Source organism: Cytobacillus praedii (assembly GCF_001439605.1).
GTDB classification, from domain to species: Bacteria; Bacillota; Bacilli; order Bacillales; family Cytobacillaceae; genus Cytobacillus; species Cytobacillus praedii.
Genome location: NZ_LMBX01000001.1, coordinates 192,715 through 205,413, shown reverse-complemented (window position 1 = coordinate 205,413; position 12,699 = coordinate 192,715). Strand labels below are relative to the sequence as shown.

Annotated in this window: 17 protein-coding genes; 9 read left to right on the top strand and 8 right to left on the bottom strand. The window is 38.0% G+C overall.

Features of this window, described 5'->3' with window-relative positions; genetic code table 11:
• The first annotated feature begins 243 nt into the window (after window positions 1-243).
• Window positions 244-489 carry a hypothetical protein gene (locus tag ASU02_RS00980; protein ID WP_057760039.1) on the top strand — a complete coding sequence of 82 codons (246 nt, stop codon included), beginning with the start codon at window positions 244-246 and terminating at the stop codon, window positions 487-489.
• A gap of 9 nt (window positions 490-498) precedes the next feature.
• Window positions 499-756: a hypothetical protein gene (locus tag ASU02_RS00975; RefSeq protein ID WP_057760037.1), complete on the top strand. Its 258-nt coding sequence runs from the start codon at window positions 499-501 to the stop codon at window positions 754-756.
• Here ASU02_RS00975 and ASU02_RS00970 read toward each other — a convergent pair.
• The 6 genes from ASU02_RS00970 to ASU02_RS00945 all read right to left on the bottom strand — a co-directional run bounded on the left by ASU02_RS00970 (window position 753) and on the right by ASU02_RS00945 (window position 4,248).
• A complete protein-coding gene (locus ASU02_RS00970) occupies window positions 753-1,037 on the bottom strand; it encodes a hypothetical protein (protein ID WP_057760035.1) in 285 nt (94 codons plus the stop codon). The genes ASU02_RS00975 and ASU02_RS00970 overlap by 4 nt on opposite strands.
• Window positions 1,018-1,398, bottom strand: a complete 381-nt coding sequence (locus ASU02_RS00965; protein WP_082631654.1) for a hypothetical protein — start codon at window positions 1,396-1,398, stop codon at window positions 1,018-1,020. Before ASU02_RS00965 ends, ASU02_RS00970 begins: the two co-directional genes overlap by 20 nt.
• Window positions 1,399-1,403: 5 nt before the next feature.
• A complete protein-coding gene (locus tag ASU02_RS00960; RefSeq protein ID WP_057760031.1) occupies window positions 1,404-1,607 on the bottom strand; it encodes a hypothetical protein in 204 nt (67 codons plus the stop codon).
• 22 nt (window positions 1,608-1,629) lie between these two features.
• Window positions 1,630-2,058 (bottom strand): Hsp20/alpha crystallin family protein, encoded by a 429-nt coding sequence (locus tag ASU02_RS00955; RefSeq protein ID WP_057760029.1) that lies wholly within the window; start codon window positions 2,056-2,058, stop codon window positions 1,630-1,632.
• A 169-nt stretch (window positions 2,059-2,227) separates the two neighbouring features.
• The gene (locus tag ASU02_RS00950) at window positions 2,228-3,580 is read right to left on the bottom strand and encodes a HAMP domain-containing sensor histidine kinase (RefSeq protein ID WP_057760027.1); all 1,353 of its coding nucleotides are present in this window, start codon (window positions 3,578-3,580) and stop codon (window positions 2,228-2,230) included.
• Window positions 3,577-4,248, bottom strand: a complete 672-nt coding sequence (locus ASU02_RS00945; RefSeq protein WP_057760025.1) for a response regulator transcription factor — start codon at window positions 4,246-4,248, stop codon at window positions 3,577-3,579. Before ASU02_RS00945 ends, ASU02_RS00950 begins: the two co-directional genes overlap by 4 nt.
• 146 nt (window positions 4,249-4,394) lie before the next feature.
• On the opposite strand from ASU02_RS00945, the gene pdxK reads away from it, so the two are divergent.
• The 3 genes from pdxK (at window position 4,395) to bshB2 (ending at window position 6,575) form a co-directional block, all read left to right on the top strand.
• The gene (gene pdxK, locus ASU02_RS00940) at window positions 4,395-5,234 is read left to right on the top strand and encodes a pyridoxine/pyridoxal/pyridoxamine kinase (protein ID WP_057760023.1); all 840 of its coding nucleotides are present in this window, start codon (window positions 4,395-4,397) and stop codon (window positions 5,232-5,234) included.
• Window positions 5,235-5,524: 290 nt separating this feature from the next.
• On the top strand, window positions 5,525-5,869 hold the full coding sequence (locus tag ASU02_RS00935; RefSeq protein ID WP_057760021.1) for a YojF family protein: 345 nt from the start codon (window positions 5,525-5,527) through the stop codon (window positions 5,867-5,869).
• A 40-nt stretch (window positions 5,870-5,909) separates the two neighbouring features.
• Entirely contained in the window at window positions 5,910-6,575 is a 666-nt protein-coding gene (gene bshB2 / locus ASU02_RS00930; RefSeq protein ID WP_057760018.1) for a bacillithiol biosynthesis deacetylase BshB2, read from the top strand.
• 159 nt (window positions 6,576-6,734) lie between these two features.
• Here bshB2 and ASU02_RS00925 read toward each other — a convergent pair whose 3' ends face one another.
• Complete coding sequence (locus tag ASU02_RS00925; RefSeq protein ID WP_057760016.1) at window positions 6,735-7,199, bottom strand: SRPBCC family protein; 465 nt, start codon at window positions 7,197-7,199, stop codon at window positions 6,735-6,737.
• Window positions 7,200-7,285: 86 nt separating this feature from the next.
• Complete coding sequence (locus ASU02_RS00920; RefSeq protein ID WP_057760014.1) at window positions 7,286-8,008, bottom strand: Crp/Fnr family transcriptional regulator; 723 nt, start codon at window positions 8,006-8,008, stop codon at window positions 7,286-7,288.
• Between the two features lie 316 nt (window positions 8,009-8,324).
• On the opposite strand from ASU02_RS00920, the gene ASU02_RS00915 reads away from it, so the two are divergent.
• The 4 genes from ASU02_RS00915 (at window position 8,325) to nosD (ending at window position 12,698) form a co-directional block, all read left to right on the top strand.
• Complete coding sequence (locus ASU02_RS00915) at window positions 8,325-8,756, top strand: hypothetical protein (protein WP_057760012.1); 432 nt, start codon at window positions 8,325-8,327, stop codon at window positions 8,754-8,756.
• A gap of 62 nt (window positions 8,757-8,818) precedes the next feature.
• Entirely contained in the window at window positions 8,819-10,690 is a 1,872-nt protein-coding gene (nosZ, locus tag ASU02_RS00910; protein ID WP_057760010.1) for a Sec-dependent nitrous-oxide reductase, read from the top strand.
• 128 nt (window positions 10,691-10,818) lie between these two features.
• Entirely contained in the window at window positions 10,819-11,382 is a 564-nt protein-coding gene (locus ASU02_RS00905; RefSeq protein ID WP_057760009.1) for a hypothetical protein, read from the top strand.
• On the top strand, window positions 11,379-12,698 hold the full coding sequence (nosD, locus tag ASU02_RS00900; RefSeq protein ID WP_057760006.1) for a nitrous oxide reductase family maturation protein NosD: 1,320 nt from the start codon (window positions 11,379-11,381) through the stop codon (window positions 12,696-12,698). The genes ASU02_RS00905 and nosD overlap by 4 nt, the downstream gene beginning before the upstream one ends.
• Window position 12,699 lies beyond the last annotated feature (1 nt).

Here is a 12,699-nt window from a genome sequence, read left to right as displayed (position 1 = left end):
CTTTATCACCTCGATACCCATCATAGCCAGCCTTGGTTAAAACGAAGGGCAATGAAGTTTAAAATTGGTTTAAATATTTGTATTGCTAGTCGATTTAACACGTTTCCCAATTAGGCGAATATGATACCTATAAGCAGAATCCATATGTAGCACTTACGCTTAGTTTAAACTTTCATGCCGCTTATGTATGATCACCTCTAACACATCCTTAACGGGCGCAGCTTTTCGTAAAGGGGGAAGACGATGCCTATATCCATCATTTTTAACCAAATTGCAGTAAATACGGTTATTCAAAATTCATCCGTTTCAACAGGTCAAAACAATCAAGCGGACTGGTCATTTCAAGGGAAGAATAATCTTGCTGCCGGTCAGCAGTTTGGATTAGCTGCAGTAACAGGCAATATGAATATCAATTTTGATAACGATTTAGTTGATACTCCAATTAATACTCCTGAATTTAACAATCCGCAGCCTAATATACAATATTGAGGAATTCACATGAAAATTGTCTTTGATTCCATTTCAATTACTAGCATAAGCCAAAATTCTGGTGTTTTTACAGGATCGAACATTCAATTAAACTGGCATTCGCAAACAAAGGAAAACAGCGCAATGGGTAAGGTTATAGGAGACTTTAATCACCTAATGAATAATATAAACGTTGTTTACGATAATGATTTAATTGATATGCCCATTATCACTCAGTCAAATCCGATGAATCAGAGTAACGAAAAAAAAGGGGATGGACATCATTAGTCCTCCCCCTTCATCTTTTCTTGTATTAACTCCTTTATCCAATCAGGTACATCCTTCTCATCCCGGCACGTTAGCAGATCCATAATGGCAGAGTCATATAACAATGATCGTAATCCTTCAATCTGATTCCCGTCACCACTTATACTCCCAAGGCCTTGACTATGTTTTTTAAAGCTTTCAAATCCCGAAGGTGCATTATTCCCGAAATTTACACACGAAGCACCTTCAACAGTTCCTATACGGATTGTCCCAATAAAAAAGTTAGGAGATAGTAGGGTCATTCTCTGCCTCCTTGTCTTTTAAAGTGATGGAATAGCCTTCTTTCGTTGTTTTAAAGAGACTGTTATCTTGAGAACGTCTTTCCCCTTCATTCTTTTTTCCCTTTCCTTTCTTATTTCCTATATTTACGCCAAAGTTATTCCCTACATTGAGAGCACCGCTCAATTCTTCTATATCAATTTGATCAAGGTGAAACGATAATTGATCAAGAACAGGCTGATGAATATCTACTCTATCAATATGAAAGTGATATTCTGCCTTTTGCTGATCCTTCATACTATCGATCCTCTTCTGCAAATCATCTAACTGCTTCTGCAGCTCTTTGTATGACAGATCATCTTTTCTCCTCTTATGCCAAAACAAAGGAATCACTCATTTTCTGAAGTAGGCTTATTATTTTTTACCATATGAATATTATTAAAAATAAGATTATGATTCCCATCAATCGTTCCATTTCCCTCTGCTTTGTATGTGGCTGATGAAAAATGATACTGTGCATTTACCCCAGAAAATACAGCTGAAGAATCTTTAATTTGATCAATAGCGAAATGCTTTATTTTAACCTGAGCCATTCATTTCACCTCCGCCGTTTCCTTACTCGAAATGAATATCAATTAATTGCTCGCTTGCCACTTTTTGAAGCTTAATTTCAAGGAGGCCATTTTGATATTTTGCAGAGACATTTTTTGCAATAAATGAAAAAGGAAGAGGGATCTGCCTTTCAAAAGGGCCCGTAAACCTTTCCTTAATAGTTGCCCTCCCATTGCTGCTAAGCGGAAAAACAGGAATATTGCCTAAAATAACTAAATTCATGTCTCTCAGCTTAATTCTTATATCATTCATTGAGTGCAATCCTGGCAATTCAACAAGGATGATTCCTTCATTTTCGGTTTCATACATATCAATAAGTGGCCCCTTTTTAGGGAAAAGCTGCTGAATATCATTCCAAAACTCTTTACCAAGAACATCCTCTGCACCCTCGGGAAGTTTCGACCAGCTAAATTTTCCTGTATCCCTAGTCATAAAAACCACCTCAAAGCATTTATATGCATGGAAATGTGAGATTATTTAAGATTTCCCATTTGCTGATAATTAATGACATCCCCTACTGATTTAAAGAAGAAAAAAAGAACCTATTTTTGAGAATAATCCGCTCAGGAGTAAGTTCTTTTTCTTTTTATTTTTCTAGTCGTCAACTACTTTTTCTAATTTTAATTATGGTCCCCTGATTTCCTGTATCTGTTTCCCATTTAAGCCTCATATCCTTTAACATCAGGGATACGATGGAAAGCCCAATTCCTGCCCCTTTTTCAATCGATTCCCCCCTCATTCCTGGACCACGGTCTTCAATGATGATCTGCTGAAGAGGAGCATCGATCTTCACTCCAATATATGCGCCTTTACGTGCATGCCGATAAATATTTTGATAAAAATTATCTAACACACGTTCCATCCTTTGAGGATCAACTTCCCAGTAAAAGGTCTCCTCTGGAAACTCAACCTCCATTTGAAAGCCTGCTCCTTCAAAAACTGGGTACCACGCCGCAAAAGATGTCCTTACTAACCGGACCATATCCGTCCTCTCTGGATAATACGGATACTTCCCTGTAGTCAATAATGTATAAGAAAGGAGGTTTTCAATTAGCTGCCCTAGATAGCCAATTTTATTGTCGATTAAATCGAGTGATTCCTTGCCTTTATTACTCAATTCTTCTTTTTTCAAGCTGAAGGCGTGCCCTCTAATCGTTGTTAACGGTGTTCTTAAATCATGTGATAAATTCGCAATTAGCTGTCTCCTAAGCATTTCTTCTTCCTTTTCGCGTATCCGGCTGTCTTCAAGCTGATGAATCATTTCATTAAAAGACACTTCCAGCTGTCCAATTTCATCCTTTTTTTCAACACTGATTGAATCCGGTATGCCGCTTTCTGTTGGATTGGACATAGCTCGCTGAAGCCGTAAAAGACGCTTTCTGATTTTGTAAAAGAATATCCACGAGATAAATATGAAGATCGCTAGTATTGCCACAACCGAAAGAATGATGGCAAAGCTATACCGATCTTGCAAGCTTTGTCCAGTAGAGAGCATAACTGAACGAGGAACTTGGAGAACCATAAAGCCTTCATCTTTTTGCTTGCCAATTAAGGACACAACTGTATACGGGTCAGCCTCTAATCCACGGTTCTTTTTCATAAAATCGATTGTTAAGGAAGTTGACCATATCGGTGGGACTGGCTGGTTTTCAGGAAGCTTCCCCATTGTTTTTCCCGTTTCATCGACCCAAAACACCGATGCTTCCGAATACTCATTTTTTATTTTTATTAACTTCTCATTTATTTGTTCATTGGAGGCTCCGCTCAGGCTTTGTGCTTCTGCATGCCACATCGCTTCTAAATCCGCCCCATTTTGATATTTATTCGGCTCCTCATCAATAAGAAGATAATTAAAAAATACAATTGAGATAAATAAAAAGGAGATTGGCACGATCATGATAGCCAATAAAATGATTAATAGATACTGATTCAATAAGGAGTTTTTCAGTTTCATTGCTTCACCCTATAGCCAATTCCTCGGATTGTTTCAATTATTTCAGGAGAACCTGGGTTTTTTTCTATTTTTTCACGGAGGTAGCGAATATGAACCATCAATGTTTTGTCACCTTCCATGTACTGCTCTCCCCATACGGACTCATAGATCTGCTCCTTCGTTAGAATCTGATTGGGATGTTTTATAAAATGCATAAATATTTGATATTGCTTGCCAGTTAAAATAATCTCCTCCCCATTCCGCTGATCAATAATGGTATTTTCGGAGAGATTCACACATATATGGGCTAGCTTTATCTCATTTGAAGCCGATAGACCAGACCTTCTTAGCAATACCTCAATTCTTGCTGCCAGCTCATCTGGATGAAAAGGCTTTGTTACATAATCATCTGCAAATTGTAAGCCCTGAAGCTTATCATCTACAGCTGTACGTGCAGAAAGCATTAATATCGGGATTTGCGGTGCTTCTTTTTTGAGACGCTGTCCGACTGTAAAACCGTCAAGTCCAGGGAGCATCACATCCAATACGACAAGATCACTATGAATAACTGCTTTTTCGGCCCCTTCGCCTGTTTTTAGCCACTTTACGTTAAAGCCTCTCTGCTCTAAGTCCTCCTGCACCCAGCTGCCAATTTCTAAATCATCTTCTATGTATAGAATTCTTCTCATTTTTATCACCTACGTTTATAATAGAGAATAGCAATTGGGAATAAAAGCCTTTTGATTTAAAGTTTCTCGTAAAAGCGATTATTGATATAATAGAAAAAACAATGCCATCTTATTAATGAAGCAATACTTCAGGGAGGAATTTGCAAATGACGATGAAAAAAGTCTTAACTATTGCTGGATCTGACACAAGCGGAGGCGCAGGCATTCAGGCTGACCTTAAAACATTCCAAGAACTAGGCGTTTACGGAATGACGGCTTTAACAACAATCGTGACAATGGATCCAAAGAACAACTGGAATCATAATGTCTTCCCAATTGCCCTTGATACATTAGAAACACAAATTGAAACTGTTCTATCAACCGGAATAGATGCAATGAAAACAGGGATGCTAGGTTCTGTTGAAATTATTGAACTTGCTGCAAAAGTAATAGACGAAAATAAATTAGACCGGGTTGTCATTGACCCTGTATTAGTATGTAAAGGGGAAGATGAGGTGCTTCACCCAGAGACAGCGGAAGCATTACGAACGATTCTTGTTCCTCGTGCAACAGTTGTTACCCCTAACCTCTTTGAAGCATGGCAATTGGCTCAAACGGGACCGATCAAAACCGTTGATGATATGAAAGAAGCAGCTGTGAAAATTCATGAGCTTGGTGCAAAGTATGTCCTTATTAAAGGCGGAAGCAAATTGCAGCACGAAAAAGCGGTAGACCTCCTATATGATGGGAAGGAATTTACACTGTTTGAAAGTGAACGGATCGAAACGACTTACACGCATGGCGCAGGCTGCACGTACTCATCAGCCATTACTGCAGAATTAGCAAAAGGGAAATCCGTAGTAGAAGCAGTGGAAATTGCAAAGGATTTCATTACAGCTGCTATTAGCCATGGATTTAAATTAAATGAATATGTTGGACCAACGATGCATGGGGCTTATCGCCGATTTGGTGCAGGCCGTTTGGAAGCAGAACAGCTTAATTCATAAACAGAGCCAAATGGCTCTGTTTTTTTTTACGTTAAAAATTTATTTTTAGTAAGAAGATAATCGAAGTGTCTTTTAGGATATAAGCACGATGGATATTGGGCGAATACTGCAGGATGTGGATGCATTGAGAGCGATAAGCGGAACTGCACCTATGCCTTCGCCTTTTCAAAACTCTCCCATCGGCGTGTTTTTCCATAAAGCATGAATTTCGCTTTTCTATTCCTTTTTTAGTAAAATAAAAATTGGAATCGAGATAGAAATAGGAATAACGTACTGGAAGGAGGATTAGGATGGAACCGGTAATTATTGATCACGTACAAAAAGAATTAGATCGCTTCGCCCAAAAGAAAGTGTATATCCATTTAGAAACAACGAACGGGGCATATGCTTCTCATTTCAATGAGTCCTTTTTCTCTTCGGGTGCATACATAAGAAATGCACTTTTACAATATGAGCACGGGAAAATAACAGGAAATGGGCCTTTTCGCGTTGGTCTCAAAATGAGTTTCGGCTGGGTGTATGCAGAAGGCATTACCCACTTTGAAGTAGATGATAAAGGAAGGCTGCTATTAGCCGGTCATGACTTTAGCGGCAAACTGGCAGTCTCCTTACAATTAAGTGAACAGCCATTTTAAGGCGTATCAGAACATAACGTGAAAGAAAGGAGAATGCGACATGGAAAAAGAAAGACATGTATTAGTTGTCTTCCCTCATCCAGATGACGAAGCATTTGGTGTTTCAGGAACCATTGCATCCTATACGAAAAGCGGGATTCCTGTAACATATGCATGCTTAACTCTTGGGGAAATGGGAAGAAACATGGGAAATCCTCCGTTTGCTACGAGGGAAACCTTGCCGCAAATAAGAAAAAAAGAACTGCAGGATGCCGCAGATGTCCTTGGAATCACCGATTTACGCATGCTTGGCTATCGGGATAAAACAGTAGAATTCGAAGATGAAGCAGTACTGGCAGCGCATATGGGATCAATTATTGAAGAAGTGAAGCCTTCTTTAATTATTACGTTTTACCCTGGCTATGCCGTACATCCTGACCATGATGCAACCGGTGCAGCAGTCATTAAAGCTGTCAAAGATATGCCTGAAAACGAGCGTCCGAAGGTTCATTGTGTTGCCTTTTCTAATAACTGCGAAGAAGAGATCGGCCAAGCAGACATTGTTAACAATGTTAGTGATGTTGCTGATTTAAAACTTGCTGCCATAAAAGCGCATGTTTCACAAACACAGCTGATGGCTGCCGAAATGGAAGAACAGCTAAAAAATCAAGACCCAGCGGTGATGGCACGAATTCATAATGAACGCTTCTGGACCTATAAGTTCTAATAAAAAAGGCAGTTTTTCACTTCATATTTGCGAAAAACTGCTTTTTTATTTTACCTAGATATATATGGGCGAAATCTCTATTTTTGGAGAGGTGGTTCTACCTTTTTTGCAAAATGCCAATTTTATTTGCATATCCGCCTGTTCTTTACAAAACAAGAATTATAATTGCAAATCACTCGTTTCTTCAGTTTCTGACTCTAGCATATTCTTTAGGTTCTCAAGCTGATAGCCGTCTTCTTGCCTGATCATCTTGACAATCATCGGCCTTGTTAATTTCATCCGTAAACCGCTAGTTTTTACAAATGCCTCAAGCTCCACTTGTGTTCCTTCTTCAATTTCATGGAAAACATATTTATACTCAACAATCAAACCATTTGAATTGCTTCTTGATGTAAAGAAGTGGTTCTCCTCATATTGAATATATTCAACTTCCGCAAAGATTTCTTTTCCTCTAACATTTCGCGTTTCCTTAAATTTTGTCCCTTTCCCAATTTCTCCGTCTGTTAACTTTTCCATTTTTGCAACAACCGGCATTACCTCATGGACATTCTCCATGCCTGCCATATATTGAAATACTTCCTTTACCGGTTTATGAATGATAGCACTTGAACGAAAATCTGCCATATTTACACCTCTATTAAGTACGAGCCTTTTTTCTTTATTATAACAAAAAACAGAATTCTTTCTCATTAGAATCCTGTTTTAGTGAATTATAATTTTTGATGAAATAGAGAACAGAATTTACACCAATCTGTAATAACAATGGTTTTCCCTTTTATTTCGATTATTCCATCCTTTTTAAGCTTTGAAAAAACTCTGCTGACACTTTCTCTTGATGTGCCTACTAAGGTGGAAAACTCTTGAACCGTAATTGGCAGTTCAATATACATTTTATTGCAGCGGTTTGCACCAAATTTTTCAGCAAGCCGCTCGAGCGTTCGTATCGTTTTCATATAAACGTCTAGAAGGGCAATATCTCTTAAGATCGATGTCATATCTCGAAGCTGTTCACTCATATAGCGGATGATCTGGACAGACATTTCTGGGGACAGCGCAAGCTCTTGTTCTAAGTCATCTGTATTTAAGAAATAGACTTCCCCCTCTTGAATCATCGTCGCTGTTGCCGGGTAGCACATGCCTTCCGCATTAAACAAGCAAGCTTCAGCAAATATCTCCCCTTTTTTCTTAATGCAAGTAATGATTTCATTCCCCTGGTCATCCTGCTTCGTTAACTTCACAATACCTGAATAAACAAAGAAGACACCTTGAGCCTCTTCATACTCAGAAATAATTTGCTCACTTTTTTTATACGCCTTTTTTACAATCCGTTTGTCAATTAACTGGACCGATTGCTTTGGGAGGTTTTTAAACACTTCAATTTGACCTAAGAACTCTTCAATATCTGGCTGCTGAGCTGCATTTGGGTTGTTCATGTTCATTTCCCACCTTATAGAGTATTTCATATTACTATTTATTCTATCGAAGCTTACAGGTGTTGAATGTGACATTTTTCACATGGTTACTTGCATAGCCTTCTACTTAAAAAGTGCCATAACTATTGATTTATATTAGTAGATGTATGATTTAATGGCGTTTTTTGAACCGCTTGATTTTCAATCGTCACAAATTCTTCACTGCCCAGTCACAGAACATCCACAGTAGATTAGCTGTGAAGTGAATTTCATCACACATCCCCACACCCCCCAACGTTAGGATAATAATGGAAAACACACAAAAGGAGGGAATAATTTGAAAAAACCTTTAATTATTTTTGTCATTAGCGCTCTAATTGGCTTAGGGCTAGGTTATTTAGTATTTGATGTTATAGCACCTGGTCAATCACAGCCAGAAGTAGCTGTAAATGATAAGGAAGACTCAAAATCCTCAGAGGAGGCAACGGAAGAAACAGATAAAACAGTAGCCGTTTCTGATGATAATATTCTTCAGGCAAAAGGATGCTTGGGCTGTCATGCTGTTAGTGGATTAAATCTTGAAGGTGGAGCAACAGGTCCTGATTTAACACAAGCATTTAATAATGTTGAAGGCAAGCATGGCAAGCCACTTGCTGAGTTTTTAAAAGAACCAACTTCTGCAGTTATGTCTAGCGTAATTGGCGGAAATCCATTAACTGATGAAGAAATCAGTCAAGTTGTAGAAGCTCTTAAAAAAGCAGCTGAATAATATCTATTATCTTAAAATGGCTCAAGAGACAAATATAATAATAAAAGGCGGTGCAATTATTAATGAAAAATTGGATTCCTGCTGCGACCGGCTTAGTTGCTGGTGCCCTTGCAGCAACAGTATTTTTTGCAGATTTTTCATCAGGACCTTCCGGATCAGCAACCAATGAGAACGCCAACAAAACGAATGCAGAAAAGGTTTACGTTCCATATGGCGAGCACGATGACTACTACATGCTCTCATCAGGGGGACACTCTGGTCAATTGTTTGTATATGGAGTACCGTCAATGAGGAAACTCAGGACTGTTCCAGTTTTTACTCCTGATCCAGCTACAGGTTATGGATTTGATGATGCTACAAAGAAAATGTTAGGTGGTTTTACTTGGGGTGACTTCCACCATCCCGCAATATCTGAAACAGATGCTGAATATGACGGAAAGTTTGTATTTGCCAATGACGTGGCCAATAACCGAATAGCAGCCGTCGATTTAAAAACATTTCATACAGCAGATATTATGAGCATGCCTAATATGGGTGGACCTCACGCAGGTACATTTGTTACACAAAATACAGAATATATTGTTATGCCTACTCGCTTTTCTAGACCTCTCGGAGGAGATTATGCATCTCTGGACCAATTTGAAGAAAAATATAAAGGAATTGTTTCAATGGTTAAATTCGACCAGGAAACAAAGAAGTTTGATTTAGGCTACCAAATCATGCTTCCACCTTGGTCTTACGATCTATCTGATGCCGGTAAAAAGGTTTCCGGCGACTGGATTGTCATGACTACATATAATACTGAATTTGCAACAACTAACTTAGAAATTAATGCTTCTCAAAACGACCGTGACTATATTGTGCTGCTTAACTGGAAAGAACTTGAGAAAAAGGTTGCCGATGGTCAATACGAAGAAATTAATGGTGCAAAAGTAATTGACCCAACTAAGGTTAAAGGATCTATCTATGCAATTCCTGTAGCTAAGTCCCCGCATGGAGTGGACTTTACACCTGATGGAACAAGATTCATCGCTTCTGGTAAACTCGCTCCACTAATGACTGTTTTCTCTTTTGAAAAAGCTATGGAAGCAGTTAAAAATGAGGATTTTACGGATGAGAAATTCGGTATTCCTGTTCTTCCATATGATAAGGTGATGGAACGTGAGGTTGACCCTCCAGGAGCTTTAGGTCCTCTTCATACCCAATATGACGACAAAGGAAATGCCTATAATACAATGTTTATTTCTTCAGAAGTTATTAAATGGAAAATTGACACTGGCGAAATCATCGATCGAACTCCTATCCACTATTCACCTGGTCACTCTTCCGCTGCTGAAGGAGATACAGCTTCTCCAGATGGAAACTGGCTTGTATCATTAAATAAAATTGCGAAGGATGCCTTCCTATCAGTAGGGCCCTCACATCCAGAATCTATGGAATTAATCGATATTTCTAATGACAAAATGGAACTGGTCTATACCAATCCAGTAGATCCTGAACCACATTATGCACAAATTATTAAAGCAGACAAGATTAAAACAATACCAATTTATGAAAAGGATGAGAAGCGTCCTAATTCCGTATGGAGCCAGGAAGACACAAGAATTGAAAGAAAAGGCAATGAAGTCCATGTTTACGGGATTGCCATGCGTTCAAAATTCATATTTGATGCGAAATCTAAACGTCCAGATGAACTGACTGTGAAACAAGGTGATAAAGTCTTTATCCACTTGACAAACATTGACCTTGACCAAGATATAACCCATGGGTTCGGTATTATGGACTATAACCTGAATTACGAGGTTCAGCCAGGACAAACAAACACATTGGAATTTACAGCTGACAAAGCAGGCACATTCCCTATTTATTGTACAAACTTCTGTTCAGCGCTACACCAAGAAATGAGCGGATATTTACTAGTTGAACCTAAATAAAGCATTGTAATTATCAACTATAATTTATTCTTGGAGGGTATTGGTAAGTAACAAACAATACCCTCCTATCATTGACACCATTTTGAACCTTTGAAAAATGGAAGTTCAAAATATAGGAGATGAAAGGCATGTCTAAAAAATTATCAATTGGTTCTATGCTTAGTTTAATAATAGCTGCTGCCCTTTTAGTTACCTCCATGTTTTTCCCTTGGTGGGGAATGAAATTTTATGCACCACAATATCCTGAAGGTCTCGATATTATCGTTTACCCTTATACATTAGCCGGGGACATCGATATTGTTAATGGGTTAAATCACTATATTGGCATGACGGAATTCAGCAATGAAAGTTTCCCTGAACTCCCCTATATGAAATATTTGGTTATTGGCCTAGCTTTCATTATCTTATTGATAGGATTACTTCGAAGAAAGAAGCTTCTTTATGTCGGGATTGGTTTATTCACTATTGGAGGTATTCTTGGTATTTACGATATGAAAAGATGGCTCAAGAAATTTGGCACTGAGCTAGATCCAAAAGCACCCATTGAATTAGATCCTTTTGTCCCGCCAATTATCGGGGAAAATACCATTGCTAATTTTGTAACTAACAGTTATTTCACAACAGGTGCCTTTATACTTGGTGCTGCTTTTATTTGTACCCTTATTCCCTTGTGGCTGGAGAGAAAGAAATGAGGCATTTTGTTTTATTATTTGTCGGAATAGGTATATGGATCTTTACTAATTCTCCTGTCTCTGCCAATGTTCCCTTACAACAATTAATAGATGAAACACCGATAAATGGCGAGTTAATACTTGAAGGAAAAAAATACGACGGAAATATTAAAATTAATAAACCACTAACAATAACCGGTGAAGAAAACACAGTCATACGAGGAAATGGAGAAGGTAATGTAATAACAATTGATGCTTCAAACGTAACATTGAAAAATTTGACGATTGAGCACGGTAGTTTAAGTAGAAGCTCAGATCAAGAATTTTCTGGTATTCGCGCTAAAGGAGACTACCATCAATTCATTAATCTTGTTATTCACGATGTTTACCATGGCTTATTTCTAAATAAGGTGCGGCACGCCGAAGTGAAAAATGTTTCAGTGACTGGACAAGGAACTGGAAAGCTTGGTAGTCAAGGAAATGGAATTCAACTTATTCGATCTTCCGATATTATGATACAAGATTCCTATATTACTCAAACTAGAGACGGCATTTTTTTTGAATTTGCAGACCAAGTTGAAGTGAAAGATACCCTTGTTACTAGGACCCGTTATGGTCTCCACTATATGTACTCAAATGACAACAAGTTTATTAATAATCATTTTATTAAAAATACAGGTGGTGCAGCTATCATGCACTCACAAGGAATTATCTTAGAAAAAAATCAATTTTCTTTCAATCAAGGATCAAGGTCTTTTGGGCTAATCATCCAAACTAGTGAAGATAATATCATTAAAAATAATGAATTTTATTTAAACCAGCGAGGAATCTACTTAGAACAATCAAATCAAAATCAAATTATTGGAAATAAATTTTTCCATAATGATATTGGTATTGAACTATGGTCTTCCTCAACCAATCAGGTATTTACAGATAACCATTTCAAGCAAAATGTAGCCCATGTATTAAATGTTGGCGGAGAGGCTTCAAATCATTGGTTCAAAAATGGCCGCGGAAATTACTGGGGCAATGAACAATCTGGTTTTGATTTAGATCAAAACGGTATTGGTGATTCACCCATTGAGCATAAATCCTCATTATATAAATTAATTGATGAAAACGAGCTTGCTTATCTATTTCTGAAAAGCCCTTCCATTGGTATCTATGAAAAGATTAATGAGGTAATGAATACTCAGGATGTAATGGTCGAAGATCAATTTCCATTAATAGTAAAGCAAAAAGGCCGTTCACCTACCTGGGTGCCGATGCTATTACTTTCCATTCCAATTCTTTTGGTTGGTGTTGGTCGATTTTACAATTCGAAAAGGAGCCGTTGAC

Excerpts from the sequence above, each read along its gene's own strand:
- ASU02_RS00955 (WP_057760029.1), bottom strand. The coding sequence starts at position 2,058 with ATGACTAGGGATACAGGAAAATTTAGCTGGTCGAAACTTCCCGAGGGT.
- ASU02_RS00975 (WP_057760037.1), top strand. The coding sequence starts at position 499 with ATGAAAATTGTCTTTGATTCCATTTCAATTACTAGCATAAGCCAAAAT.
- ASU02_RS00920 (WP_057760014.1), bottom strand. The coding sequence starts at position 8,008 with ATGAACAACCCAAATGCAGCTCAGCAGCCAGATATTGAAGAGTTCTTA.
- nosD (WP_057760006.1), top strand. The coding sequence starts at position 11,379 with ATGAGGCATTTTGTTTTATTATTTGTCGGAATAGGTATATGGATCTTT.
- ASU02_RS00980 (WP_057760039.1), top strand. The coding sequence starts at position 244 with ATGCCTATATCCATCATTTTTAACCAAATTGCAGTAAATACGGTTATT.
- ASU02_RS00935 (WP_057760021.1), top strand. The coding sequence starts at position 5,525 with ATGGAACCGGTAATTATTGATCACGTACAAAAAGAATTAGATCGCTTC.
- ASU02_RS00945 (WP_057760025.1), bottom strand. The coding sequence starts at position 4,248 with ATGAGAAGAATTCTATACATAGAAGATGATTTAGAAATTGGCAGCTGG.
- ASU02_RS00960 (WP_057760031.1), bottom strand. The coding sequence starts at position 1,607 with ATGGCTCAGGTTAAAATAAAGCATTTCGCTATTGATCAAATTAAAGAT.
- bshB2 (WP_057760018.1), top strand. The coding sequence starts at position 5,910 with ATGGAAAAAGAAAGACATGTATTAGTTGTCTTCCCTCATCCAGATGAC.
- ASU02_RS00970 (WP_057760035.1), bottom strand. The coding sequence starts at position 1,037 with ATGACCCTACTATCTCCTAACTTTTTTATTGGGACAATCCGTATAGGA.
- ASU02_RS00950 (WP_057760027.1), bottom strand. The coding sequence starts at position 3,580 with ATGAAACTGAAAAACTCCTTATTGAATCAGTATCTATTAATCATTTTA.
- nosZ (WP_057760010.1), top strand. The coding sequence starts at position 8,819 with ATGAAAAATTGGATTCCTGCTGCGACCGGCTTAGTTGCTGGTGCCCTT.
- pdxK (WP_057760023.1), top strand. The coding sequence starts at position 4,395 with ATGACGATGAAAAAAGTCTTAACTATTGCTGGATCTGACACAAGCGGA.
- ASU02_RS00925 (WP_057760016.1), bottom strand. The coding sequence starts at position 7,199 with ATGGCAGATTTTCGTTCAAGTGCTATCATTCATAAACCGGTAAAGGAA.
- ASU02_RS00905 (WP_057760009.1), top strand. The coding sequence starts at position 10,819 with ATGTCTAAAAAATTATCAATTGGTTCTATGCTTAGTTTAATAATAGCT.